Origin of the sequence: Janthinobacterium glycogeni (assembly GCF_051380725.1) — a bacterium.
GTDB lineage: Bacteria > Pseudomonadota > Gammaproteobacteria > Burkholderiales > Burkholderiaceae_D > Janthinobacterium.
In genome coordinates this window covers 127,278-151,049 of record NZ_JBNYXP010000004.1, presented here as the reverse complement: position 1 = coordinate 151,049, position 23,772 = coordinate 127,278, and the positions used below count along the sequence as shown (strand labels likewise).

The following is a 23,772-nucleotide window of genomic DNA, read 5'->3' as shown; positions in this document are numbered from 1 at the left end:
CGAGGCGGCCATGGGCGGTCGCGTGCTTTTAACGGAAGCTCACATGCACCCAATGCTCAACACGGCGATCAAAGCCGCCCGCCGCGGCGCCGCCGTCATCAATCGCGCCTCATTTGACCTCGACCGCGTCGTCGTCACGGAAAAACAACATAACGATTTCGTCACCGACATCGACCAGGCGGCCGAACAAGCCATCATCGAGGTGCTGTCCAAAGCCTACCCGGACCACGCGTTCCTGGCCGAGGAATCGGGAGCTTCCGCCAACTCGCACGACGAGAATGAATATCAGTGGATCATCGACCCGATCGATGGCACCACCAACTTTATCCACGGCTTCCCGCAATACTGCATCTCGATCGCGCTCGCGCATCGCGGCGTCGTCACGCAAGCCGTCATCTACGATCCGGTACGCAACGACCTGTTCACGGCCACCAAGGGCGCCGGCGCCTACCTGAACGAAAAACGCATCCGCGTCACCAAGCTGGACCGCATTTCGAACGCCATGCTGGGCACCGGCCACGGCGCCGGCCCGCGCGCGCTCGACGAATACCTGAAGATGTACCAGATCATGGCCGAACGCAGCCAGGGCGTGCGCAGTGCCGGCTCGGCCGCGCTGGACCTGGCCAACGTCGCTTGCGGCCGTCTGGACGGCTTCTATGAAAAAGGCTTGAAGCCTTGGGATATCGCCGCCGGCGCCCTGATGATCACGGAATCGGGCGGCATCGTCGGTGAATTTTCCGGCGAATCGGACTACCTGCACAAGGGCGACGTCATCGCCGCCAGCCCGAAGATCTTCGGCCAGATGATCACCCTGCTGGCGCCATTCGCCTGATCGCCAGACGCGCCCTGATGTAAAAAAAGCTGCCGGAGGAAACTCCGGCAGCTTTTTTTTTGCCCCCCCGGCCAGCCCTCAGCCGCCCCGCATGGCCGGCAGCAGCACGCGGTAAATCTGCAGGAACGCCGGTCCCATCAGCACCACCATCAGCGACGGGAAGATAAAAAAGATCAGCGGGAACAGCAGCTTGAGGGCGATCCTGGCCGCCGTTTCCTCGGCGCGCTGGCGCCGCTTGGTGCGCAGCTGGTCGGACTGCACGCGCAGCGATGCGGCGATGCTCGTGCCGAAGCGCTCGGCCTGGATCAGCAAAGTCACCAGCGCATCCACGTCCTCCACCCCGGTGCGCAGGGCCAGGTTGCGCAAGGCCTTGTCCTTGGCGCTGCCGGCGCGCAGTTCCAAGGTCACCAGTTGCAGCTCCTCGGCCAGGACGGCGCTTTTCAAGCCGATTTCCTGCGCCACGCGCGCCAGCGCCGCATCCATCGCCAGCCCCGCTTCGACGCACACCGTCATCAGGTCCAGCGCATCGGGGAAGGTTTCGAACACTTCGCGCTGGCGCTGTTTCAGGCAATGCGACAGCCAGACATTGGGCAGGTAATAGCCGAGGGCGGCCGCCGCGACCAGCCACAACAGCATATTGTGCCCGCCGTGGCGCAGCAGGAAATACGCCAGCAGCGGCAAGCCCACGAACAAGGCTGTCTTGGCCGCGTAAAACAGCGCGGGCGCGGCCTGGCTGCGCCAGCCTGCATGCACAAAGCGGCTGCGGATGGGCGAACTTTCCCAGCCCTCGTCCGGCAGCGACAATCGGGCCAGCGGGCGCGTCAGGCTGACGGCATGCGCCAGCCAGCGCCGCCGGGCATGGCGCCCGCGGTCGCCGGCGGCACCGGCATCGCCCAGCGCCTGCAGCCGCCCCTGCACGGCAGTGCCGGCGAACAGGCGCAGCACCAGCAGGGCCAGCGCGAAAACAATCAGGAACAGCAGGCCCAGCAAGGCCAGCTGCGCCGTACTCATGTTGCTCATCGTGTTTTTTCTTTCATGTCACACCCGGATATTGATAATTTTTCTGATGCACAGTACGCCCAGCATCAGCAAGCCCAGCGATACGGCAACCATCTTGCGCCCGCCCCCATCCGTGTACAGCACGGCGATAAACTGCGGATTCATCACATGCATCATCAGCGCCGCACCGAACGGCAGCAGGCCCAGGACCCAGGCCGACATGCGCCCTTCGGCCGACAGCACGCGCACCTGCCCCAGCAATTTCAGGCGGTCGCGGATGATGGCGCTGATGCTGCCCAACAATTCAGTCAGGTTGCCGCCCGTTTCGCGCTGGATCAGCACGGCGATGACGAAATAGCGCAAGTCCGTGCTGGGCACGCGCGCGGCCAGGTTGCCCAGCGCATCGGCCATCGCGACGCCGAAACTGACTTCGTCGAACACCGCACGGAATTCCTCGGCCAGCGGCCCCGTCATCTCCTCGCCGACCATTTTCAGCGCGGTGGGAAACGCATGGCCGGCGCGCATGGCGCGGCCCATCAGGTCGAGCGCATCCGGCAGCTGCTGCTCGATGCGCGCCAGCCGCCGGCTTCTGGCGCGGCGCACCAGCAGATATGGCAGCATGGCGCCGCCCGCGCCCAGGCCCAGGCGCACATACCAGGGCAGCGGCAGCGCGCCGGCCAGCAGCAGGCCGGCCAGCGCACCGAGTGCGCAATAGCCGAGGAAACCGGCCACGAGCCAGCGCATGCCCGCCTGCAGCAATAGCTGCTCGATGCGCCCCGCGCCGGGCAAGCCTTCCAGCACGCCTTGCAGGAAGGGATAGGCGCTCAGCGGGCGCTGCTTGGCGATCGACAGCGCCTGTTCGCCATCGCTGGCCGTATACATGGCTTGCAGGCGCCGCGCCACGCGCGCCGCGCCCGGCCCCCGCGCCGCCTGCCACGCCAGCCAGGCGCCGGCTACCAGCAGCAGGACGGCCAGGAAAATAAACAGATAGACAAGATAGGAAAGCATGGCGGCTCAGCGCCCCGCCGCGGCAGGTTCGAACAGCGAGGCCGACACGCCGATGCCGAAGCTGTTCAGGCGTTCGAGAAAGCGCGGGCGGATGCCGCTGGCCGAGAAATGCCCGACCACCGCGCCGCCCTCGGCCACGCCCGTCTGCCGGAAACTGAAGATTTCCTGCATCGTGATGACCTCCCCTTCCATGCCCGTGATTTCCTGGATCGACGTCACCTTGCGCTTGCCGTCGATCAGGCGCGACACTTGCACCACCACCGACACTGCCGAGCTGATCTGCTGCCGGATGGCCTTGCTGGGCAGGTTGGCGGCCGCCATGCTGATCATGTTTTCCAGCCGCGTGATGGCGTCGCGCGGCGTGTTGGCGTGGATGGTCGCCATCGAGCCTTCATGGCCCGTGTTCATGGCGCCCAGCATGTCGAGCGCCTCGGCGCCGCGCACCTCGCCCAGAATGATGCGGTCGGGACGCATGCGCAGCGCATTGCGCACCAGCGCGCGCTGGCTCACTTCGCCCTTGCCTTCGATATTCGGCGGACGCGTTTCCAGCCGTACCACGTGCGGCTGCTGCAACTGCAGTTCGGCCGCGTCTTCCACCGTGACGATGCGTTCGGTCTGACCGATAAAGCCGGAAATCACGTTGAGCATGGTGGTCTTGCCGCTGCCCGTGCCACCGGAAATGAGGATATTCATCTTCGCCTTGCCCAGGCCCTGCAGCACCTCGGCCATCTCGGCCGTCATGCTGCGGTAGGCAACCAGGTCGGCCAGACGCAGCGGATCGACGGAAAAACGCCGGATCGACATCACGGGGCCGTCGATGGCCAGCGGCGGGATGATGGCGTTAACGCGCGAACCGTCGGGCAGGCGCGCATCGACCATGGGGCTCGATTCGTCGATGCGGCGGCCCACGCGCGAGACGATCTTGTCGATGATCTTCATCAAATGGGCGTCATCGTCGAAGCAGATGTCGGTCAGCTCGAGGCGCCCGCCGCGCTCCACATAGACCTGCTTGTGGCCGTTGACGAGGATGTCCGACACGCTGGCGTCCGACAGCAGGGTTTCGAGCGGCCCGAAACCGAGCATCTCGTGCTGGATGTCGCGCGTCAGGCTCCTGCGCTCGGCCTCGTTGATGACCACCGCCTCTTCGTCCAGCAAGCGCTCGACCAGGCCGCGCAATTCTTCGCGGATGCGCTCCTGCGACAGGCGCTGCATGCTTTCCAGGTCGACCCGTTCGAGCAGCAGCCCATGGATGCGCAGCTTGAGGTCGCGGTAGCCGCGGTTGTCGATGGCCGCCATGCGTTGCGGCGCGAGCGCGGCGATCTTGGCGCTGCCGAGCCGTTCGCGGATGGACAAGGCGGCGATGGGGGAAGTAGCCATGGAATGCTCCTGTTCTAAGGCATGGATCAAGCAAGTGGATCAGGCGCGCCGCAGGACGCGGCCCAGCCAGCCCTGGCGCGCCGTGCTGGCCGCGCCGCCGGCCAGGCTGGCGGCGAATTCCTGCAGCGAGCGCGTGATCGGGCTGGTTTTGTCGAGCTGTAAAATCGGCACGCCCTGGTTGACCGAGGCGGCCGCCGAAGCGTAGTGATTGGGCACGGTGCGGTAGACGGCCGTGCCATAGGCCGCTTCCAGGTCGCGCAGGCGGATCTCGCCGCCCTTGTCGTGGCGGTTGACGATGATATGCACCTTGTCACTGGCGTAGTCGAGCGAGCGGAACATGCCCAGCAGGCGCTTGCCGTCGCGGATGTAGGGCAAGGTCGCCTGCAGGACGGGGAAGATCATGTCGGCGTGGTCCAGCGCGCGCACGCTGACGGCGTCGAGGTTGCGGCCCACGTCGAGCACGATGAAATCGTACTGGCGCCTGGCTTGCCGGATGATGGCGTCGATGTGTTCGGGCGCCACTTCGCTGGCGTGGGCCGGGTCTTCGGGTGCGGCCAGCACGCTGTAGTTGGGCAGGATGTGCAGCATGCTCGATCCCAGGAAAGAGGAATCGAGCCGGTGGATGTCGCGCGTGACGTCCGACAGCGTGGCCAGCGGCTTGTTCTCGGAGACGAACAGCGAAGCGTCGCCAAAATGCAGATTCATGTCGATCAGGGCCACGCGCTGCTGGCCGCCGGCGGCCAGCGCATAACCGAGGTTGCTGGCGATGAAGGTGGCGCCGCTGCCGCCCTTGCACGAGATGAAGGCCAGCACCTTGCCATTGCCATGCTCGCGCCGCTCCAGCTTTTCCTCGATGCGTTCGAGCGCCGCATACAGGCTGGCCGGTGCGGCGGGAAACGGCAGCACGTCGCGCACGCCCGCGCGCATGGCCTGCAGCAGGAATTCGGGCGGCTGCTGATGGCACAGCACGATGAAGGCCATGCGCGGATGCAGGTTGCTGAGGCGCTCGATGGCGGCCAGGTCGGCGCCGTCGTTCGACGGACGGTCGAAGATCAGCACGTCGGGCGGCGACTGCGCCGCCTGCAGCGGTTCGAGCGTTTCGCCGCCCGCCTCGATCTCGTCGAGCCGGTTGCGGCTGCGCAGCAGCTGGCCCAGTGCGGACAGCGTTTTTTCATCCCTGGAATTGATGGCGATTTTCACGATAGGCCTTGCTGGTTCTGTGGTGACGGCGCCAGATTCACTTGCGCGCCCCGACGCCGATGGTGAAAGCGGCCGCTTGCGGCGCGGGCGCGGCAAAGCTTTTCTGATACGCCGCGTAGGCGGCCTGGGCGGCCTTGCCGTCCATGCCGCCCACCGGGTCGCGGTTCGCGCCCGCCTGCGGCGACAACACTTGCCGCAGGCGTAATTGCTCGACGCTGTGGCCGAACTGGCGGTCCAGGTTCGGGGTGGCGGCGCAGCCGCTGGCGGCCAGGGCGGCCAGCAGCAAGGAGAGGGAAACGGGATGCTGCATGATGTGCTCCTATTGAATGTCCGGACCGGCCGGCGCTGTCTGCGTGGCCGCATCCTGCCGCGGCCGTGGTGCGGCGGCGCCTTCCATTTTTCCTTGCAAGAAGAACTCGCCGCGGCTGGGCGCCACATAGGCATCGGTCGGCAACACGATCTCGCTGTCGAGCGGCTTGACCAGGTGCGGCGTGATGATGAAGACCAGCTCGGTGCGGTCCGTCTGGAAATCGCTGCTGCGGAACAGCGCGCCCAGCACGGGAATCTCGCCCAGGAAGGGCAAGGCCTTGATATTGGTCGTCACATTGTTCTTGATCAAGCCGCCCACGGCAAAACTCTGGCCGTCGAACAGCTGCACCGTCGTGGTGGTGCGCCGCGTGGTAAAGGCCGGCAGCACCGCATTGGCGGCAGCGCCCCCGCCGGTGGTGATGCCGATGCCTTCGCGGTTCAGCTCCGACACTTCCGGCGCCACCTTCAGGTTGATGCGCCCGCCTTCGAGCACGGTGGGCGTGAACTTGACGGCAATGCCGAATTCCTTTTCCTCCAGCGTGATCTTGTTGGTGGTGCTGTCTTGCGCCACCGGAATGAAAATCTTGCCGCCCGCCAGGAAACTGGCTTCCTGGCCACTGATGGCCATGATGTTCGGTTCGGCCAGCACCTTGACCAGGCCGTCGCGCTTTTGCGCATCGAGCGTCAGCCCGTTGCCGTTCTTGCCGTTGACGGCGCCCAGCTGGCCGGGATGGCCGCTAAGCAGGTTCGACAGCAGGCCGTAGGTCCAGTTGCCGCGCGTGCCGCTGATGCCCACGCTGGCGCCCAGCTGGTCGACCAGGGTCTTCGACACTTCGGCGATTTTCACTTCCAGCATGACCTGCTGCGGCGCCGCGATCGTCAACATATTGATGACCTTGACGCCGCCGGCCACATTGGCGGCGCCGTCGGCCGGCGCCGCCGCTTCGCCCGCACCGCGCTGGGCGTAGGCTTGCGCCATCTCGAGGATCTGGCTGGCCTTGACGCTGTCGCTGACCTGCCCCGACAGCACGATGCTGCCGCCGGCCGCGCCCGCCTTGACGGCATGCTCGCCGGGGAAGACATAGGCCAGCTGCGCCTGCAAGCCCTCGACATCGATCTCGACTTCAATATCGACGATCACGGGGCGCTGCTGCCGGTCCCACAAAATCAGGTTGGTGCTGCCCGGGGCCAGGCCCCAGACGAACAGCTGGCTGGACGAGCCCAGCATCCTGGCGCCGGCCACGCGCGGATCGTTGACGGCGATCTGCGACACCGGCAGGCTCAGGCTGCGCAAGGTGGACTTGCCCACGGCGATGCGCACGGGCGCGCCCAGGCGGGCGATATCGGCGCCCAGCGACATGGGCGGCGCCGCGACTGGGGTCATGACGGCCTGCCGGGAAGGCGCCGCCGCGCCGGCGCTGCCGGGCCAGGCCAGGCCCGCCGCCGCGCCGCCCAATGCCAGGGCCAGGCGCATGCCCGCACCCGCGGCGTGCTTACGAAATGTATTCATCGATCATCCTTGCTTGCCTGCTGATTTAAAATTGCTGGACGCTGGTATCCATGCCCTTGATGACGGTGATGCTGTCGCGCGCGGCAGCGCGTGCCGGGGCTGTCTGGCGCCGCGCCGCGCGCACGGGCGCTGCCGCCGGCGCCTTCCATTCCAGCAGCGACTCCTTGGTGGCGCCGCCCGTGTCGGCGGGCGCCGGATCGACCTGGTTGCGCAGCACCAGAGACAGGCTGCCCACGCTGCGCGCCAGGTCCAGCTTTTCCACCTGCTCCGGCGTCAGCTCCAGGGTCACGGCGTTGACCACCTTGGGCTTGTTGTCGTCGCGGCCGGATTCCTGCGCCACGGCCAGCACCAGGATGCGTTCGAGCACGATCTTGGAAATGGCCAGCGGCCCGCCGCCCGCCGGTCTGGCGCGGTCATCCTGCGTATGCACGAGAATGTCGACGAAGTTGCCCGGCAGCGCAAAGCCGGCCACGCCCACCACGTCGTTGACGCGCACGGTCATGGCGCGCTTGCCGGCCGCGACGATGGCCGACAGGCCGCCGGTGGCGCCGGGCGGCGCGAGCTTGCTTTCCAGCACAGGCTCGCCCCGGCTGACGGCGCTGCGCGTGATGCGCCCGTCCAGCGCGCCGGCCTCGCCAAACGCCCCCGGCGGCATGGCGCCCACCGGCCAGTCCATGCCGCGCAGCATGGCCGGCGTCACCTTCGCACCCACGCCGATATCGACCAGCGCCACCATCACCGTCTGGCTGGCCGGCGCACCCTGCCCTGACATCCAGCGTGCGGCCGCCAGCACGGCGCCCCCCGCCATCAGCAACGCCAGCAGCAGCACGATCGCAACGCGGCTATTTCTCATGATTTTTCCTCTTGGTAAAACTTGGGTTTCCGGACGGGCACCTCATGCATACCCGCCTGCCGCCAGGGCCAGCCAGATGGCGGTGCCGGCGGCAATGGCGATCGCGTACGGCAAGCTGCCGCCCGGCACGGCGGGCGCATCGACCCGCGGCATTTCGCCTGCGGCGGCGCGCAGCCAGCCTTGCAGCAGCAATTGCCGGGCATTGCCCAACGCCTGGCGCAGCGTGCCCTGGCACAGGGCGACGGCCAGCGCCAGCACGCCGCCCGCGAGCAGGCTGCACAGCACGGCAAGCACGACGGGGCGCGGGCCCAGAAACGCCCCCACCATCGCCATCAGCTTGACGTCACCCGCGCCCAGCGCCTTCAGCGCATACATGGGCAGCAGCAAGCCCAGGCCGACGGCCAGGCCGCCCAGCGCCAGCCACGGACCGGCCGGCGTCAGCCCGGGCAAGGCCAGGCTGTTGAGCAGCACGCCGAGCAAGGCGCCGGAAAACACCAGCCGGTTGGGAATGCGCCGGCGGCGCACGTCATGCCAGACAGCGGCGGCAAGCAGCCCCCACAAGACTATGGCGGGGCTGAACGTCCAGAAAGAATGAGGGTCCATCGTGTACCTGATGCAAGCCGAGCGCATGACGGCATGCGCATCGTTGGGCGGGAGCCGGCAGGCCAGTGCGCATGGGCGGCTGGCCTGCCGGGGTGCAGCGCGGTGGGCGGGCGTCTTAGATCGCCGCGCCCGTCAGCTTGGTGCCGATGGCCTTGAAGGCGCCATCGAGGCCGGTGGTGAAATAGCCGACGGCCGTGACCAGCGCCGCAGCCACCAGCGCAGCGATCAGCGCATATTCGATGGCGGTCACGCCATCTTCTTCGGCGATAAAGTTTTTAATGTAATTCATATTATTCCCTTTCAGGTCAAGTTTTAAACATGATAAAAACTGAAAATACAGTCTGAAAATAAAAACACTCACCTTGTTTTTATTTGCCAATTTCTGATGCGTGTATTTTATATAAACAAACATTAAATCGAATCAGAGAAAAGTCATTTTATGCACAGTACAAACCATCTTAATTTTTTGTCTATAATCAGGACATATGTACTACCCCTCCGCAGGCATGGACTCGGCCAGCCGGTTGCGGGTGGCGTACACATATAATTCCAGGCGGTTGGTGACATCGAGCTTGCTGTAGATCGATGTCAGATGATTACGCAAGGTTTGCTCCGAGATAAAAGCGCGCTGGGCGATCGCACGGTTCAGCGCGCCATTTCCTTCCACCATCATGGCAACGATCTTGCGCTCCTTCAGCGTCAGCCTGGCGATGCGCTGCTCTTCCGGATCGGGTGCCGCTTCCGGCTTGTTCAGCCCCCCCAGCATGCTGTCGAGCAGCGCCGGGGCCAGGCACAACTCGCCCTGATGCAGGCGGGCGATGGCGTCGACCATTTGCTTGACGGGCGTCTCCTTGCCCACCACCGCGCGCACGCCGCTGCGCACGGCGCGCCCGCACTCGGCCTGGTCCTGCGTGCCGCTGAACAGCAATACGCGCGAGACGCCATTGCCGAGCAGCTGCGGCAGATAATCGATGGCGCAGGCGCCGCCGCAGCCCAGGTCGGCGTCAAGCACGATGACGTCGGGACACAGGGTCCGGGCCAGCAGCAGCGCGCCGTCGATCTCGGTGGCGCTGGCCACCACCTGCATTGCCGGCTGGGCGCCGGCGAGCAGCTGCTCCAGGCCCCACAGCCAGGTCTTGTGGTCCGACACCAGCATGACGCGGATGACATTGTTTGTTGACATGCTTTACCTCTTAACGTGTAGCCCATTCCCTTCGGGGAATGTTATTGATCCGAATCGGATTGCCAGCCTCGTCCGCGCGCGCCTCTGCTCTGTTGCCGCGCGCAGGGGAGGAAGTCATGGGGGCACGAAGGAAGAGGCCTTGGGCCGGCACGCGCAAACGCGGTGCGTGACCCACGCCAGCGGTCGCCGCATGCCGGGCGCATGCCGATGGATGGGCAGCGCGGCCGGGGCGGGCGCGCCGCCGGCGCGCCATCGCTGCTGCCATCGCTGCTGTTGCTTACATTGCAGCATTTTTATTGCATCACCTTGCAAAACAAGTCTTTGCCTGCACGCAGGACAATCCTGACATCAAGCCTGTTTTCATACCCGCGCATAGTACTCCCGGCCCTGCGGGGACGGGGCCGGCACAATTCAAATAAGGCAGTTAATTACGATTATCTTGACCTGTAATAATTTAATTGGAAGACATGCCCTTGAAAATCGATATAGAATAATCGCCAGTCAAATGGCGAAACACCATCCGCCCGACATTCTTCATCGCGGCACCTAACCGGATTAATCCCATGCGTTTAAAACAGGCCGATTCCCGCATATTCCGCAAGCCAAGCGGACAGGGTGGCGCCACCCTGGTCGAATTGGCCCTGATAACACCGGTCTTTCTCATGCTGATAATCGGCATCATTGAATTGAGCATGGCGTATTTTGCCAATATGACCATGCAGCACGCGGTGCGCGAAGGCGCGCGCTATGCCGTCACGGGGGCCAAGGACCTCGACCCCGACAGCGCCAACCAGCAGCGCTACCACGCCGTCATGCAAAAAATACGCGACAGTTCCATGGGCATGTATGACAAGGTCAGCCCCGTGATCTCCGTCAACGGCAGCGATGCGGTGGGCGCCGCCATGTTCGGCCAGGCAGGCGATATCGTCGTCATTTCCGTCGATTGCCGCTGGGCGTTTGCCACGCCTTTGATCCGTGCCCTGTTCCGGGATGGCCAGGCGCATTTCGTGGTGGCGGCCACCATGCGTAATGAAAGCTTTGGCGGTCTGTGATGCGCGCGCCAACTCTCCGTTTTCCGCGCCGCGCCGAGCGCGGCATCGCCGCCATCGAATTTGCCATCGTACTGCCCTTGCTGGCCTTGCTGCTGTTCATGCTGGCCGACCTGTCGCGCGCCATCCAGGCCAAGACCATCCTGCTCAACATCAGCCGCGAAGGCGCCAACCTGGCCTCGCGCTCCACGTCCGACCTGAGCGGCTCGGGCCAGACCATCATGAATGCGCTGGCCGCCAGCACGCCGCCACTGGACATGAACAAGCGCGGCATGATCTACATCACCAAGATCATGGGCTACACGGCAAAGAGCGGCTTGCGCAATATCGTGCTGGAACAGTACCGCTGGGATGCCGGCGCCAAGGCCAGCGGCTACCTGCCCGCCAGCCAGGTGTGGCAATGCGGCAGCTGGAGCAATGGCACGTGCACAGGCATCGCCAGGGACGAATACGCCCCCACGGTGGCATTGATGCAGAGCCAGCTGGCCGATGGCGAACTGATCTACGCCGTGGAAACGTTCTACAATTTCGACATGCTGTTCGGCACATTGAAATTTGGCAACAGCACGACGCCCGTGCTGGCGCCCAACCTCACTTCGATGACGGTATTCTGATGCGCATTCCACACAAGCGGCAAAGCGGCCAAGTGCTGATCATGGTGGCGCTGTCGGCCGTCGTCCTGATCGCCTCGGTGGGCCTGGCCATCGATTCCGCCCTCGGCTACTTCGTCAAGGCCAAGCTCAATGCGGCCGTCGACGCGGCCAGCCTGGCGGCGGCGCGCGGCGTCACCGCGGGCAATTCGGAAGAAGAACAGCGGGACAGTGCGCGCCAGTCGGCAAGGGATTTTTTTAACGTCAATTATCCGGACCACTTCCTGCTCTCGACGCCGGTCCTCCATCCCGTCGGCGTGGTGTTCGACAGAGGCACCGTCACCATCGACGTCGCGGCCAGCGCCTCGCTGCCCGTCTCGCTGATGGGCGTACTCGGCTTCAAGACCCTGGACGTGGCCGCCAGCGCGCAAACCATCCGCAAGGACCTGGACATGGTGCTGGTGATGGATACGTCGCGTTCGCTGGAAAACAATGCGGACGCCGTGCGGGCGGCAGGCAAGTCCTTCCTGAACAAATTCAACGCCACGGTCGACCGGGTCGGCTTGCTGCACTTCGCCTCGGAAGCGCAAATCGACGTGCCGATCAGGCAGGTCAAGCGCGGGTTCGACCGCAGCGGCATGACCATGAAAGGTGGAAAGATCGATCAATTCGCCTTTGTCGGCGGCACCAACTCTTCCGCCGGCATGTTCCAGGCACGCGAGCAGCTGAACGATATCGCGCAGGTCGACCGCTCCAGCCTGCGCGTCATCGTGTTTTTTTCCGATGGCTCGCCGGCGGCGTTTTCCTCGTACTTCCCCACCAAGGACAACAAATGCCAGAACGCAGGCGGCCTCGCCACCTTTCCGAAACTGCAAAACCCGGCATTGGCGGGCCTGTACAGGATGAAAGTGAGCGACTCGCTCCAGTACGGCGCTTGCGACGCCAAGCAGATCACCGCGCTTCCCGCATGGTATAACGCGAATAATGACGCGGCGCGGCGCGAGTTTCCCATCGTCACCAATACCCCCCGCGTCGTGACCGCTTCCACCGCCACGGCGCAGGCGCAATGGACGAATGTGCACCGCGCCTCGCGCAACCTGGTCGAAGCGATGGCGGCCAAGGCGCGCCAGGAAGGCATTTTCGTCTTTACCCTGGGCATGGGCGCCTCGCTGAAAACCAAGGAAGGGCCGGACAACGAGCTGGGCGAAGACTTGCTGCGCTGCCTGGCCAATACCACCGATGCGAAAGCGGCTTGCCGCAAGCCGGCCGAACCTGCGGGCCTGTACTGCTATGCGGCCACCGAAAGCGAGCTGAGCCCATGTTTCACGCGGCTCGCCTCGGCCATCCTGCGCATTTCCAAATAAGGCTTGACCGCCATCTAGAAAGCGAAGCAGCTGCAGCCCAGGGCGCCCCAGAAGCCGGAAAAGTCGGCAACCGGCACGGCCGACTTGCGCGCCCGGTCGTGCGCATGCGCATGCACGCCGCAGGCGCCCGCGCACTGGTGCGGCAGCATGGCTTGCACCGGCCCGGCCGCGGGCCGGTAATGGCCGGGCACCGCGCGCACGGGCGACCACTCAGGCAGCACGGGGATGGCCGGCGGCGCCAGCGCCGTGAATTCCCCCTGGCCGTAGACGACTTTGCCGCCCACCATGGTCAGCATGGATTCGATGGACTTGATCGCCTCTTCCGGCACAGCGAAATAATCGGCCGACAGCACGCTCAGATCGGCCAGCATGCCTTCGCGGATGCGCCCCTTCTTGCCTTGCTCGCTAGAGAACCAGGCGCTGCCCGCCGTCCACAGCTCCAGCGCCGTGTCGCGCGACAGCCTGCCCGCCGCATCCGTCAAGGCCAGGCCGCCCACGGTGCGCCCCGATACCAGCCAGTACAGCGCCGTCCACGGGTTGTAGCTGGCGACCCGCGTGGCGTCCGTGCCGCCGCCGACGGGCACGCCCGCGTCGAGCATGCGCTGCACGGGCGGCGTGGCCTTCGCCGCTTCGGCACCGTAGCGCTCGACAAAATACTCGCCCTGGAAAGCCATGCGGTGCTGGATGGCCAGGCCGCCGCCCAACGCCTTGACCCGGTCGATATTTTTCGCGCTGATGGTTTCCGCGTGGTCGAACAGCCAGTACAGGCCGCCGAACGGCGTGTCGCGGTTAACCTTTTCAAACACGTCGAGCATGCGGCCGATCGATTCGTCATAGGTGGCGTGCAGGCGGAACGGCCAGCGCTGCTCGACCAGGTGGCGCACGACCTTTTCCAGCTCGTCTTCCATGCCGGCCGCCAGTTCGGGGCGCGGCTCGAGGAAATCCTCGAAGTCGGCGGCGGAAAACACCAGCATTTCGCCGGCGCCGTTATGCCGGTAAAAATCCGTGCCGTCGCCCGGTTTCACCATGCCGGTCCACTTCTGGAAGTCCTGCAATTCCGCGCCCTTGTTTTGCGTGAACAGGTTGTAGGCGATGCGGATGGTCAGCTGCTCCTTTTGCGCCAGCTCGTCGACGACCGCGTAATCCTCGGGATAATTCTGGAAGCCCCCGCCCGCGTCGATGGCGCTGGTGACGCCGAGACGGTTGAGTTCGCGCATGAACTGGCGCGTCGAGTTCACCTGCCATTCCAGCGGCAACCTGGGGCCTTGCGACAGGGTCGCATACAAAATCATGGCGTTCGGCCGGGCGATCAGCAAGCCGGTGGGGTTGCCGGCCGCGTCGCGCACGATTTCGCCGCCCGGCGGGTTCGGCGTGTTCTTGTCGTAGCCGACGGCGCGCAGGGCGGCGCGGTTCAGCAGGGCCCGGTCGTACAGGTGCAGGATGAAGACGGGGGTGTCGGGCGCGGCCGCGTTGATTTCGTCGAGGGTCGGCATGCGTTTTTCCGCGAACTGGAACTCCGTCCAGCCGCCCACCACGCGCACCCATTGCGGATTCGGCGTGCGCAAGGCCTGCTCCTTCAACATGCGCAGGGCGTCGGCCAGCGAGGGCACGCCTTCCCAGCGCAGTTCCAGGTTGTAGTTCAAGCCGCCCCGTATCAGGTGCAGATGCGAGTCGTTCAGGCCGGGAATCACGGTGCGGCCACCCAGGTCGATCAGCTGCGTGGCGGGGCCGCGATGGCGCATCACGTCTTCGACGTCGCCCACGGCGAGGAATTTGCCATCGGCGATGGCGACGGCGGACGCCAGCGGCTGCGTCCTGTCGACCGTGTGGAAACGGCCATTGAGCAAGATCGTGTGTGCGTGCATGGGAACTCCCGAATCAGGTGAAAACACGGCCCCGCCGGCGGGCGGCAGAGCCCGAGTCAGTGAACAATCAATGGCCTTCGCTGGCGTTGAACATGGATTTGGCGTAGATCAAGCCCAGGCCATAGCCGCCGCCGTGCGCCACGGCCGTCGCCACCGTCTCGTTGTAGGTCTCGCCGCGGGCCCAGTCGCGCTGCAGTTCCAGCAGGTATTGCACGGACGTCATCGGCTGCGCACCCGCCTGTATCATGCGCTGCATGGCCATCGCATGGGCCTCGTCGGAGACGTCGCCGCTGGCGTCGGCGATCACGTACACGTCAAAGCCCTGCTCCAGCGCCGACAGCGCAGGGCCCACGATGCAGACGGACGTCCACAGGCCGGCCAGCACGATCTTGCCCTTGCCGTAGCCATTGACCTTGTCGGCGATGCGCGCGTCTTCCCAGGTATTCATGCTGGTGCGGTCGATCGGCGCCTGCTCGGGGAAGACGGACTGGATCTCGTCAAAAATAGGGCCGGAGAACGATTTGGCGGCCACCGTCGTCAAGATCGCCGGCACCTTGAATTCCGCTGCCGCCTTGGCCACCAGGGCCGCATTGTTGCGCAGCAAGGCCAGGTCGATCGAGCGGGTGGCGAACGCCATCTGCGACTGGTGGTCGATCATGATCAGGGTATGATCGTTCGGGGTCAGCAGTTTTTGGGCGGCTTGGGCGGTGGCGATAGGCATGATGTGTTCCTTAGTGAAAATAATTGAATATGAAAAAGAGATGTCCTGGTACGGCATTTTTGCTCCTGCCCTTGCGTCACGCTGCGTGTGCCGGGCCAGTGCTATGCAGTATGGACGAGATACTTTGAAAACAAAAACGGAAAGAATGCCAAGCTATGTGCAATTTTTTCGATGATATAAAATAAGCACACCGACAGACGCACAAGGGGAAGAACATGGGATTTGAATTCAGGATCGCGGCCAGCCTGGCGCCGCGCCAGCGCCAGCACCTCGAACAGCTGCTGGCGGCACTGCCGCAGGCGCCGCGCGCAACCGGCGCCGCCATGCCCGACACCGACGCCAGGCTGACGGACACCGGTCTGTATATATGCCAGCACCTGCGCCCCGACCCGTGGCACGGCCTGGACGCCGTGCGCGGCTACCTCGAAGTGCAGGGCGTCAGCTACACCGTCGACGAGATCGACGACTAGGCTCGCTACAAGGCGCCCTCCAGCATCAGCCGCCAGATGCGGTAGCTGCCTGTATCGATCGTGCGCAGCAGGCTGCGCGCACCGTCCGCATACAGGCTGCGCGTGCGGTAATCCTGCCCCAGCAGGTTGGCGCCCGACAGGCGCAGGCGCAGCCTGTCGCTGACTTTCCACAGCGCGTACATATCGAGTTCGCGCTTGCCGCCCTGCCAGGCCAGCAGCTGGCCGGACTCGCGCGAGCGTCCTCCCGCCTGGTAATTCAGGTCGGCGCCCAGGCTCAGGGGCAGGCGGGCCAGCTGGTAATCCCCTCCCACGTTGGCGCTCCACGGCAGCTGGCTGTCGAGGCGGCTATCGGGGCCGGGCACGGCATCGAGCCTCGACCAGTTGCGCGCCACGTTGGCCCGCAAGTCCAGCGCGGGAGCGCCCGCCCACAGCGCCGTCAAGGGCAGCTTCGCTTCCAGCGCGATCGAGCGCACGCCGGCATGGCCATGGTTGACGGGCGTGCTCACCCAGCGCCCATTGTCCTGGTACAGGCGCTCCACCATCACGTCGCTGATGCGCCGCAGCGAGGCGCTGGCGCCCAGCATGGCGCCAGCGACCGGATAGTATTCATAGGCGGCATCGAGGCCCCACGCCAGTTCAGGGCGCAGCGCCGGATTACCCTGGTTGTCGGGATTCGTGGGGCTGTTGCCATTGTCGACCATGTACGGGCGCGGGATCAGCTCGACAATCTGCGGCGCCTTGTAGGTGCGCGTAACGGCCATGCGCACCTGCTGCTTGCCGCCGGATTTCCACAGGCTTTGCAGCAAGGGGCTCCATACCTGCGCGCGCACATCGACCGGCTCGCCGCCGCCCGTGGCGCTGGCCGTGCGCCAGGTTTCCCAGCGCAAGCCCAGGTAGAGCGACCAATGCGCGGAAAGTTCCCATTCATCCTGCGCGAACATGGCCAGGCGCCGCACCGTGGCCGCATAGTCTTCGTCGCTGAGCACGGGCGACCCGCCTGGCTCCTGCTGGCGTTCGCGGCGAAAATCCGTGCGCCGGCGGTGCCCCGCATCCCAGCCCGCCGCCAGCGTGTGGTGTTCGCCCAGCGCGCGGCGGTAGGTGCCGCTCGCCTGCACGCCCACCTCGTCCAGGCCTGAATCGACCAGGCGCGTGATGCCCTGTCCCGGCGCCGCGCCGCGGCCCAGGAACAGATAATCATTGGCGCGGTGGTTGACGCTGGCGCCCAGCTTCACGTCGAGACTGGCGCCATGGTCGAGTTTGCGCAGCCAGTGCAGGTCGCTGCGCACGGTACTGCTATCCCGGTTGAAATGGGCCTGGTTCTCCGGATAGGCGGTCGTGCCGCCCAGGTAAGCCGTTTCCAGCGCGAGGCGGCGGCTGGCCAGACGGCGCACGTTGACCAGGCTTTGCCAGGCCAGACTGCCCTCCCCCGCCAGCGCCCATTGCACGCGGGGCGCAAGCTCGATGCCGTCGCTCGTCACGCGCTCGGTGAGCGGCACGTGGCGCACCACTGTGGGCGCACCCGCGCCGTCGAATTCGCGGCTCCACTCGTCGAGCAGCGCTTCGCGTCCCGTGTGGCTGAGCGTGCCAGCCAGCGCGTACGACAGGCGTCCATCCTTGTCCGACCACTGCACGGTGGCGCTGCCGGCGGGCATGCCGTGGCTGGCGGACGCGCCCAGCTTGAACGTGCGTTCGCGCCGCCCGCCCGACTTTTTCAGCACGATGTTGATGGAACCGGCTATCGCCTGGGTGGAAAATTCCGCCGTGGCGGCGCGCATGATTTCCACGCGCTCGACCAGTTCCGGGTCCAGGGCGTCGAGCGAAAAGCCGGGCGCCACGGGCACGCCATCGAGCATGATCAAGGTATAGCCCTGGCCCAGGCCACGCATCTGGATTTGCCCGCCAGCGGCGCCTGCAGCCGCGCCGGACGGCCCGCCGATGGAAATGCCGGGCAGACGCTTCAGGGCGTCGGACAGCACGCGGTCGCCCTGGCGTATCAATTCATCATGGCCGACGACGATGGCGGCGACGGTGTCGTTGCGGCGCTGCTCCGCCTTGCCCGCATGGACCGTCACGGAGGGGAGAATGTCGTCGGCACGGACGTGCGCCGTCAACGGCAGCACGAGGCTGCACAACAAGATACTCAATCGCATGGGGATTCCCGAAGAAAGGATATTTCAGTGAAAACCAGGCACATCACGCCGAGGCCGACCCTGCCGAGCCCGACCCCGTTTGTTGTTCCTGGGTGACAAAAAACCGTACGGCGTCAGCGGCCGAACTGCTCCTTGCGCATGCGCAGGGCCCGCTCGCTGGCGCTGGCATCCAGGCCGGCCAGCCAGCGCTGCGGATCTTGCAGGCGGCCATCCTGGCGCACCTGGAAGTGCAGGTGCGGCCCCGTCGCGCGGCCCGTGTCGCCCACCGTGCCGATGCGCTGGCCGGCCTCGACGATGGCGCCATCTTCCAGCGCGACGCTGTCGAGGTGGACGTATACCGATTGCAGTCCGCCACCATGGGCGATGTGCACGGCCTTGCCCAGCCAGTCGTCCTGCGTCACCGTGGCGATGCCATCGGCCACTGCCTGCACGGGCGTGCCGCGCCGCGCCGCCAGGTCAATCCCGCGCAAGCCCTTCTGCGTGATGGGGCGCACCACGCCAAAGAAACCCGTGACGCGCATGGTGGCGAGCGGATTGCGCCACGGCGCATGGACAGGCGCCGCCGCCGCAAGCGGGGCCGGGCCGGCAACGGACGAAGCCGACGTCCAGGCCCGTGCCGGCTGCAAGGCCAGTGCCGGCTGCAAGGCCACGCTGGCCGCACCCAGTGCGCACAGGGCCAGGCCCATGGCCAGCCGGGCGCGCCAGGGCATACTGGCGGCGCTGCTGTCGCGCATGCGGGCCACGCGTTCCAGCATGCTGTCGGGTTGGCCGCCAAACGCCAGGCCGGCAGGGGAACGGGTTTGCAGGCCCAGCTGGCGCACCAGCGCGGCCGCATACTCCCGGCGCTGCTGCTGCGGACGTCCAGCCAGCACATGGCGGTCGCAGCCCAGTTCCTGCGCCCAGGCCAGCTTGCCTGCCAGCCAGCGCGCTGCCGGGTTGAACCACAACAGCAGTTGCACGCCGCTGGCCAGCAACTGGAGCGCAGGATCGCGGCGGCGCGCATGCGTCAGCTCGTGTTCGATGACCAGTTGTTGCTGCTCGGCCGTAAATTGCCGCAAATGCGCGGGCAACAGCAAACGTTGCCGCCACACGCCCACCAGCATGGCCGAGATGGGCGCGTCGATTTCCAGCACGGCGGTGCGCTGGGCTTGCAGCTGGCGCAGTTGCGCCGGCGCAAACGCGCCATGCGCGGCCAGGGCTGCCGGCGCCAGCGGCTGCGCCGCCTGGAGCAAGATCCGCAGTGTGCTGCGGCTACGCCAGCGGCGCCAGGCCAGCACGGCCAGACCCAGCGGATACACGCCCAGCCAGAGCGTGGCCAGCATGCTCAGCCAGGCCGTCACCGATGGCGCGTCGAGCAGCGGCGCAGGCAGGGGCGCGGGGCGCAGCGCGGGCGCGGCCACCGGCAAAACCGCCTCGGGCGCTGCCTGCGCGGCGGCAGGCAGGCTGAACTCGGGTACCACGCTGATCTGCTGGCCCTGCGGCAGCAGCGGCAGCAGGAACACGGCGGCCAGCACCAGCGCGGCCGCCAGCCATGGGCTGCGCTGGGCGGCCAGCGCGGGCCAGCGCCCCTGCGCCAGGTGCAGCAAGCCTTGCAGCAGCAAGCCGGCGAACAGGCAGGCGGCCGTCGCCTGCAACAAGGTCAGGGCGAACAGGGTCATGGCCTATTCCTTCGCGTCCGCCGGCCAGTCGTGCAGCAGTTGTTCCAGCGCCGCCAGTTCCTGCTGATCCACCAGTTTGCTGCCCGTAAACATACTGACCGGCAAGGGACTGTCGATTTCCATCACGCGCCGGCCAAAGTCGTGGGCGAATGCGGCCAGGGTGGCCACCTTGTCCACGTTGGACTCGTACACAAGCACGCCGTGCACGCTGCGCTGCAGCAACATGCCCTTGTCCAGCATGCGCTCGAGCGTCTTGCGCGTGGAGGAAAACGACCAGCCCAGCTCTTCTTCCACGCGGGCATGCAATTCGCGCGCGGACAGCGGGTGGTCTTTCCACAAGGCTTTCAATAACGACAGTTCGGTGACGGAGGGCGTGCTCATGGTGCATCCTTTGAGTGACTATTGACACAATTATGCGACAACAGTCACATGCACGCAAGCGCTATTTGCGACAGCTGTCGCATGCACTAGACACCGGTGCTAAAACTCGTCCCACTCATCGTCCCCCGGACGCTGCTTGCCGGCAGGAACTTGCGGCGCATGGCGCGCCACGGGCTTGCCGCTGAGACGGGCGGGCGCGCGCGCCGCCTTGGGCGGCGCGGGACGGCGCACGGCGGGCCGAGGTGCCGGCGTGGCGACGGCGTCCACCTGCGCCGTCCTGAACACGCTCACCGCATCGGCCAGCCGGGCGGCCTGCTCCTGCATGGCTTCCGCCGCTGCGGCGGCCTCTTCCACCAGCGCAGCGTTTTGCTGGGTCACCTGGTCCATTTCGCTGATCGCCTGGTTCACTTGCTCGATGCCGGCCCGTTGCTCGTCGCTGGCAGACGAGATATGCCCGACGATGCTGCTGACCTTGTGCACGCTGTCGACGATCTCGTGCATGGTGTGGCCCGCCTCGTCGACCAGGCGCGCGCCGTTCTCCACCTGTGTCACCGAATCGTTGATGAGGGCCTTGATCTCCCTGGCGGCACCAGCCGAACGTTGTGCCAGGTTGCGCACCTCGGTGGCGACGACGGCAAAGCCGCGCCCCTGCTCGCCCGCCCGGGCCGCCTCGACGGCCGCGTTCAGGGCCAGGATATTCGTCTGGAAGGCGATGCCGTCGATCACGCCGATGATATCGACGATCTTGCGCGACGAGTCGTTGATCGAGCCCATGGTGTCGACCACTTGCGCCACCACGCTGCCGCCCTTGCCGGCCACGGCGGAAGCCGACGCCGCCAGCCCGTTGGCTTCGCTGGCATTCTGCGCGTTCTGCTGTACCGTGCTGGTCAGTTCTTCCATCGAGGACGCCGTCTGTTCCAGCGAACTGGCCTGCTGTTCCGTGCGCGCGGACAGGTCGAGATTACCCGAGGCAATCTGGCGCGACGCCGTGGCGATGGCCTGCGTGCCGCCGCGCACTTCGGTGACGATGCGCAGCAGGCTGGCCGTCATGTCTTTCAAGGCCTGCATCAACTCGCCTGTCTCGTCCTTCGAACGCACTTCCACCTGCACCGTCAGGTCGCCCTGCGCCACCTGCCTGGCCACGTCGATGGCCGAACGCAGCGGCACGCTGATGTTGCGCGCCAGCCACCAGGCGATCAGGGCGGCCAGGACCAGCGCCGCCGCGCCGCCGCCCAGCAAGGTCCAGTGCGTGCGCGCCTGCAAGGCCGCCGCCGCTTCCGCGCGCTGCGCCAGCAGCACCGTTTCCGCCTGGCCGATCTCGCCCAGCAATGCGCGCATGGCATCCATGCCCTGCTTGCCCCGGCCCTCCTTCTCCAGCGCCAGCACGGGCTCGATGGCCGCCGTGCCCTGCGCCACGGCGCGCCGCAGGGCGATCACGGGTTCGAGCGCGCCGGCCAGCCAGGCTTGCTTGGCGGCATCGAGCTTCGCCAGGCGCTCCTGCTGGGCAGGATTGTCGCTGGTCAGGGCGCGCGCCTTGTCCAGGTGCGCGCCAAACGCGGCCTGCCCCGCCTTGTACGGTTCCAGCGAGGCCTCCGCACCCGTGATCACATAGCCGCGCTGGCCCGTTTCCATATTGATCAGGCTTTCCAGGATCATGCTGTTTTCAGCGAGTACCTGGTAAGTGTGGGTATTGATGGCATTGGCGTCGGCCAGCCGCGAGACGTTCAATGTGGCGACGGTGACCAGGGCGGCCAGCAACAGGACGATGGTGGCGAAACCGCCGTACAGGCGGGTGGCGATGCGAAGATCAGCGATACGCATGATATTCCTCCAGGAATGAACACCCGGCGCCGCGGCGAATCCCGCGCATGGAGTGCCACAGGGAATAATAATGAAGAACGACATGCAAAGGCGCGCTTTAGCCATATCTTTCTTTTACCTGTGGCATTGCATACTTTAAACAAACTCGGCGGTTTTTTGCCATGCTGTTATACTTCGCGTGTGCGGCACATATGACCAGTCCCCTTGCCGCTGTCTTTCGACCCCTAATCTGATTGCCTGCGACTGGCGCCCCACGATGGCGACAGGCCGATCTCACAATAAAGTTACCATGTCCTTTTCCTCCCTCGGATTGTCCGACGCTATCGTACGTGCCGTTACCGAACACGGCTACACCGTGCCGACCCCGATCCAGTCGCAGGCGATTCCCGCCGTGCTCGCTGGCGGCGACTTGCTGGCCGGTGCACAAACCGGTACCGGCAAGACGGCCGGCTTCACCCTGCCCGTGCTGCACCGCCTGTCGACGGACGCCAATGGCGCGTCCATCACCAGCAACACCTCGACGCGCCCGATCCGCGCCCTGATCCTGGCACCGACGCGCGAACTCGCCGCGCAGGTCGAGGAAAGCGTGCGCGCCTACAGCAAGTACACCAAGCTGAACTCCACCGTGATCTTCGGCGGCGTCGGCATCAACCCGCAAATCAAGCAGCTCAAGCATGGCGTCGACATCCTCGTCGCCACGCCGGGCCGTTTGCTCGACCACATGGGTCAGGGCACCGTCGACCTGTCGAAAGTGGAAATCCTGATCCTCGACGAAGCCGACCGCATGCTCGACATGGGTTTCATCCGCGACATCAAGAAAGTGCTGGCCGTGCTGCCGCCGAAACGCCAGAACCTGCTGTTCTCGGCCACGTTCTCGGAAGAAATCAAGGCCCTGGCCGACGGCTTGCTGAACAAGCCGGCCATGATCGAGGTGGCGCGCCGCAATTCGACCGTGGAAGTGATCAAGCAAAAGATCCATCCCGTCGACCGCGACAAGAAGCACCCGATGCTGTCCTACCTGATCAAGTCGAATAACTGGACGCAAGTGCTGGTGTTTACGCGCACCAAGCATGGCGCGAACAAGCTGGTCGAGCAGCTGGGCGCGGACGGCATCGGCGCCCTGGCCATCCACGGCAACAAGAGCCAGTCGGCGCGTACGCGCGCCCTGTCCGAGTTCAAGGACGGCACCCTGCAAGTGCTGGTCGCCACCGACATCGCCGCGCGCGGCATCGATATCGACCAGTTGCCGCACGTCGTCAACTACGACTTGCCGAATATTCCGGAAGACTATGTGCACCGTATCGGCCGCACGGGCCGTGCCGGCGCCAAGGGCGAAGCCGTGTCGCTGGTCTGCGTGGATGAGCACGAAATGTTGAAAGACATCGAAAAGCTGATCAAGCAAACCCTGCCGCGTGAAGTCATCCCGGGCTTCGAACCGGACCTGAACGCCCGCGCCCAGCCAGTGCAATTGCGCAGCGGCACCGGCGGCCACCGCAACAACAGCCGCGCGCCAGCCGGCGCCGTGGTGCGCGTGAAAACCGGCGGCAGCGGCGCCAAGCCACGCAGCGCCGGCCCATCGGGCGGCGGTGGCGGCGGCAACCGTTCCGGCAATGCGCCGCGTTCGGCGGCGTCGCATCGCTCCGGCGGCCGCGGCCGTTAAAACGCGGCCTGAAAGCTGCTGCGCGGGGCGCTATTGCGTTTGCGTTGCTCGCCGTACTCCAGTACGGCTGCGCGACTCGACGCAATATCACTCCCGCTCGCTACGCTTTCAGGCGGCGTTTGTCTTTATCAAAAAGACGACAAAACCGTTCCAGGACTTGCTTCTGGAA

Annotated in this window: 22 protein-coding genes; 6 read left to right on the top strand and 16 right to left on the bottom strand. The window is 65.7% G+C overall.

What is annotated here, in order from left to right; all coding sequences use genetic code 11:
* Nucleotides 1–52 precede the first annotated feature (52 nt).
* Entirely contained in the window at nucleotides 53–832 is a 780-nt protein-coding gene (locus ACQ4W4_RS11585) for an inositol monophosphatase family protein (protein WP_436542348.1), read from the top strand.
* Nucleotides 833–910: 78 nt separating this feature from the next.
* Here ACQ4W4_RS11585 and ACQ4W4_RS11580 read toward each other — a convergent pair whose 3' ends face one another.
* The 10 genes from ACQ4W4_RS11580 to ACQ4W4_RS11535 form a co-directional block, all read right to left on the bottom strand.
* Nucleotides 911–1,852 (bottom strand): type II secretion system F family protein, encoded by a 942-nt coding sequence (locus tag ACQ4W4_RS11580; RefSeq protein ID WP_436542136.1) that lies wholly within the window; start codon nucleotides 1,850–1,852, stop codon nucleotides 911–913.
* An 18-nt stretch (nucleotides 1,853–1,870) separates the two neighbouring features.
* Complete coding sequence (locus ACQ4W4_RS11575) at nucleotides 1,871–2,839, bottom strand: type II secretion system F family protein (protein WP_436542135.1); 969 nt, start codon at nucleotides 2,837–2,839, stop codon at nucleotides 1,871–1,873.
* 6 nt (nucleotides 2,840–2,845) lie between these two features.
* The gene (locus tag ACQ4W4_RS11570) at nucleotides 2,846–4,192 is read right to left on the bottom strand and encodes a TadA family conjugal transfer-associated ATPase (RefSeq protein WP_436542347.1); all 1,347 of its coding nucleotides are present in this window, start codon (nucleotides 4,190–4,192) and stop codon (nucleotides 2,846–2,848) included.
* 63 nt (nucleotides 4,193–4,255) lie between these two features.
* On the bottom strand, nucleotides 4,256–5,416 hold the full coding sequence (locus ACQ4W4_RS11565) for a CpaE/TadZ family protein (RefSeq protein ID WP_436542134.1): 1,161 nt from the start codon (nucleotides 5,414–5,416) through the stop codon (nucleotides 4,256–4,258).
* Nucleotides 5,417–5,453: 37 nt separating this feature from the next.
* Nucleotides 5,454–5,726 (bottom strand): hypothetical protein, encoded by a 273-nt coding sequence (locus tag ACQ4W4_RS11560; protein WP_436542133.1) that lies wholly within the window; start codon nucleotides 5,724–5,726, stop codon nucleotides 5,454–5,456.
* 9 nt (nucleotides 5,727–5,735) lie between these two features.
* Entirely contained in the window at nucleotides 5,736–7,235 is a 1,500-nt protein-coding gene (locus tag ACQ4W4_RS11555; RefSeq protein ID WP_436542132.1) for a type II and III secretion system protein family protein, read from the bottom strand.
* 25 nt (nucleotides 7,236–7,260) lie between these two features.
* Nucleotides 7,261–8,088, bottom strand: coding sequence for a Flp pilus assembly protein CpaB (cpaB, locus tag ACQ4W4_RS11550; protein ID WP_436542131.1), 828 nt, complete (start codon nucleotides 8,086–8,088; stop codon nucleotides 7,261–7,263).
* A 42-nt stretch (nucleotides 8,089–8,130) separates the two neighbouring features.
* A complete protein-coding gene (locus tag ACQ4W4_RS11545) occupies nucleotides 8,131–8,691 on the bottom strand; it encodes an A24 family peptidase (protein WP_436542130.1) in 561 nt (186 codons plus the stop codon).
* A gap of 115 nt (nucleotides 8,692–8,806) precedes the next feature.
* The gene (locus ACQ4W4_RS11540) at nucleotides 8,807–8,980 is read right to left on the bottom strand and encodes a Flp family type IVb pilin (protein ID WP_436542129.1); all 174 of its coding nucleotides are present in this window, start codon (nucleotides 8,978–8,980) and stop codon (nucleotides 8,807–8,809) included.
* A 201-nt stretch (nucleotides 8,981–9,181) separates the two neighbouring features.
* Nucleotides 9,182–9,874 (bottom strand): LuxR C-terminal-related transcriptional regulator, encoded by a 693-nt coding sequence (locus tag ACQ4W4_RS11535; protein ID WP_436542128.1) that lies wholly within the window; start codon nucleotides 9,872–9,874, stop codon nucleotides 9,182–9,184.
* Between the two features lie 563 nt (nucleotides 9,875–10,437).
* On the opposite strand from ACQ4W4_RS11535, the gene ACQ4W4_RS11530 reads away from it, so the two are divergent.
* From ACQ4W4_RS11530 to ACQ4W4_RS11520, 3 genes are read left to right on the top strand one after another with little or no spacing between them, the layout of a single operon-like run.
* Complete coding sequence (locus ACQ4W4_RS11530; RefSeq protein WP_436542127.1) at nucleotides 10,438–10,926, top strand: TadE/TadG family type IV pilus assembly protein; 489 nt, start codon at nucleotides 10,438–10,440, stop codon at nucleotides 10,924–10,926.
* Nucleotides 10,926–11,537, top strand: a complete 612-nt coding sequence (locus ACQ4W4_RS11525) for a TadE/TadG family type IV pilus assembly protein (protein ID WP_436542126.1) — start codon at nucleotides 10,926–10,928, stop codon at nucleotides 11,535–11,537. Before ACQ4W4_RS11530 ends, ACQ4W4_RS11525 begins: the two co-directional genes overlap by 1 nt.
* A complete protein-coding gene (locus ACQ4W4_RS11520; RefSeq protein ID WP_436542125.1) occupies nucleotides 11,537–12,877 on the top strand; it encodes a vWA domain-containing protein in 1,341 nt (446 codons plus the stop codon). The genes ACQ4W4_RS11525 and ACQ4W4_RS11520 overlap by 1 nt, the downstream gene beginning before the upstream one ends.
* Nucleotides 12,878–12,891: 14 nt before the next feature.
* Here the strand turns inward: ACQ4W4_RS11520 and ACQ4W4_RS11515 are convergent, their stop codons facing one another.
* Together ACQ4W4_RS11515 and ACQ4W4_RS11510 are read right to left on the bottom strand one after the other, a co-directional pair.
* Nucleotides 12,892–14,742: an amidohydrolase gene (locus tag ACQ4W4_RS11515; RefSeq protein ID WP_436542124.1), complete on the bottom strand. Its 1,851-nt coding sequence runs from the start codon at nucleotides 14,740–14,742 to the stop codon at nucleotides 12,892–12,894.
* A 67-nt stretch (nucleotides 14,743–14,809) separates the two neighbouring features.
* Nucleotides 14,810–15,463, bottom strand: a complete 654-nt coding sequence (locus tag ACQ4W4_RS11510; protein WP_436542123.1) for a hydrolase — start codon at nucleotides 15,461–15,463, stop codon at nucleotides 14,810–14,812.
* Nucleotides 15,464–15,678: 215 nt separating this feature from the next.
* On the opposite strand from ACQ4W4_RS11510, the gene ACQ4W4_RS11505 reads away from it, so the two are divergent.
* Nucleotides 15,679–15,933 carry a hypothetical protein gene (locus ACQ4W4_RS11505; RefSeq protein WP_436542122.1) on the top strand — a complete coding sequence of 85 codons (255 nt, stop codon included), beginning with the start codon at nucleotides 15,679–15,681 and terminating at the stop codon, nucleotides 15,931–15,933.
* Between the two features lie 5 nt (nucleotides 15,934–15,938).
* Here the strand turns inward: ACQ4W4_RS11505 and ACQ4W4_RS11500 are convergent, their stop codons facing one another.
* The 4 genes from ACQ4W4_RS11500 to ACQ4W4_RS11485 form a co-directional block, all read right to left on the bottom strand.
* Nucleotides 15,939–18,083: a TonB-dependent receptor plug domain-containing protein gene (locus ACQ4W4_RS11500; protein ID WP_436542121.1), complete on the bottom strand. Its 2,145-nt coding sequence runs from the start codon at nucleotides 18,081–18,083 to the stop codon at nucleotides 15,939–15,941.
* A 113-nt stretch (nucleotides 18,084–18,196) separates the two neighbouring features.
* The gene (locus ACQ4W4_RS11495) at nucleotides 18,197–19,741 is read right to left on the bottom strand and encodes a peptidoglycan DD-metalloendopeptidase family protein (protein WP_436542120.1); all 1,545 of its coding nucleotides are present in this window, start codon (nucleotides 19,739–19,741) and stop codon (nucleotides 18,197–18,199) included.
* A 3-nt stretch (nucleotides 19,742–19,744) separates the two neighbouring features.
* Nucleotides 19,745–20,122 (bottom strand): BlaI/MecI/CopY family transcriptional regulator, encoded by a 378-nt coding sequence (locus tag ACQ4W4_RS11490; protein ID WP_436542119.1) that lies wholly within the window; start codon nucleotides 20,120–20,122, stop codon nucleotides 19,745–19,747.
* Between the two features lie 99 nt (nucleotides 20,123–20,221).
* Nucleotides 20,222–21,943 (bottom strand): methyl-accepting chemotaxis protein, encoded by a 1,722-nt coding sequence (locus tag ACQ4W4_RS11485; protein WP_436542118.1) that lies wholly within the window; start codon nucleotides 21,941–21,943, stop codon nucleotides 20,222–20,224.
* Between the two features lie 289 nt (nucleotides 21,944–22,232).
* On the opposite strand from ACQ4W4_RS11485, the gene ACQ4W4_RS11480 reads away from it, so the two are divergent.
* Nucleotides 22,233–23,603 (top strand): DEAD/DEAH box helicase, encoded by a 1,371-nt coding sequence (locus ACQ4W4_RS11480; RefSeq protein ID WP_230517670.1) that lies wholly within the window; start codon nucleotides 22,233–22,235, stop codon nucleotides 23,601–23,603.
* The last annotated feature ends 169 nt before the right edge of the window (nucleotides 23,604–23,772 follow it).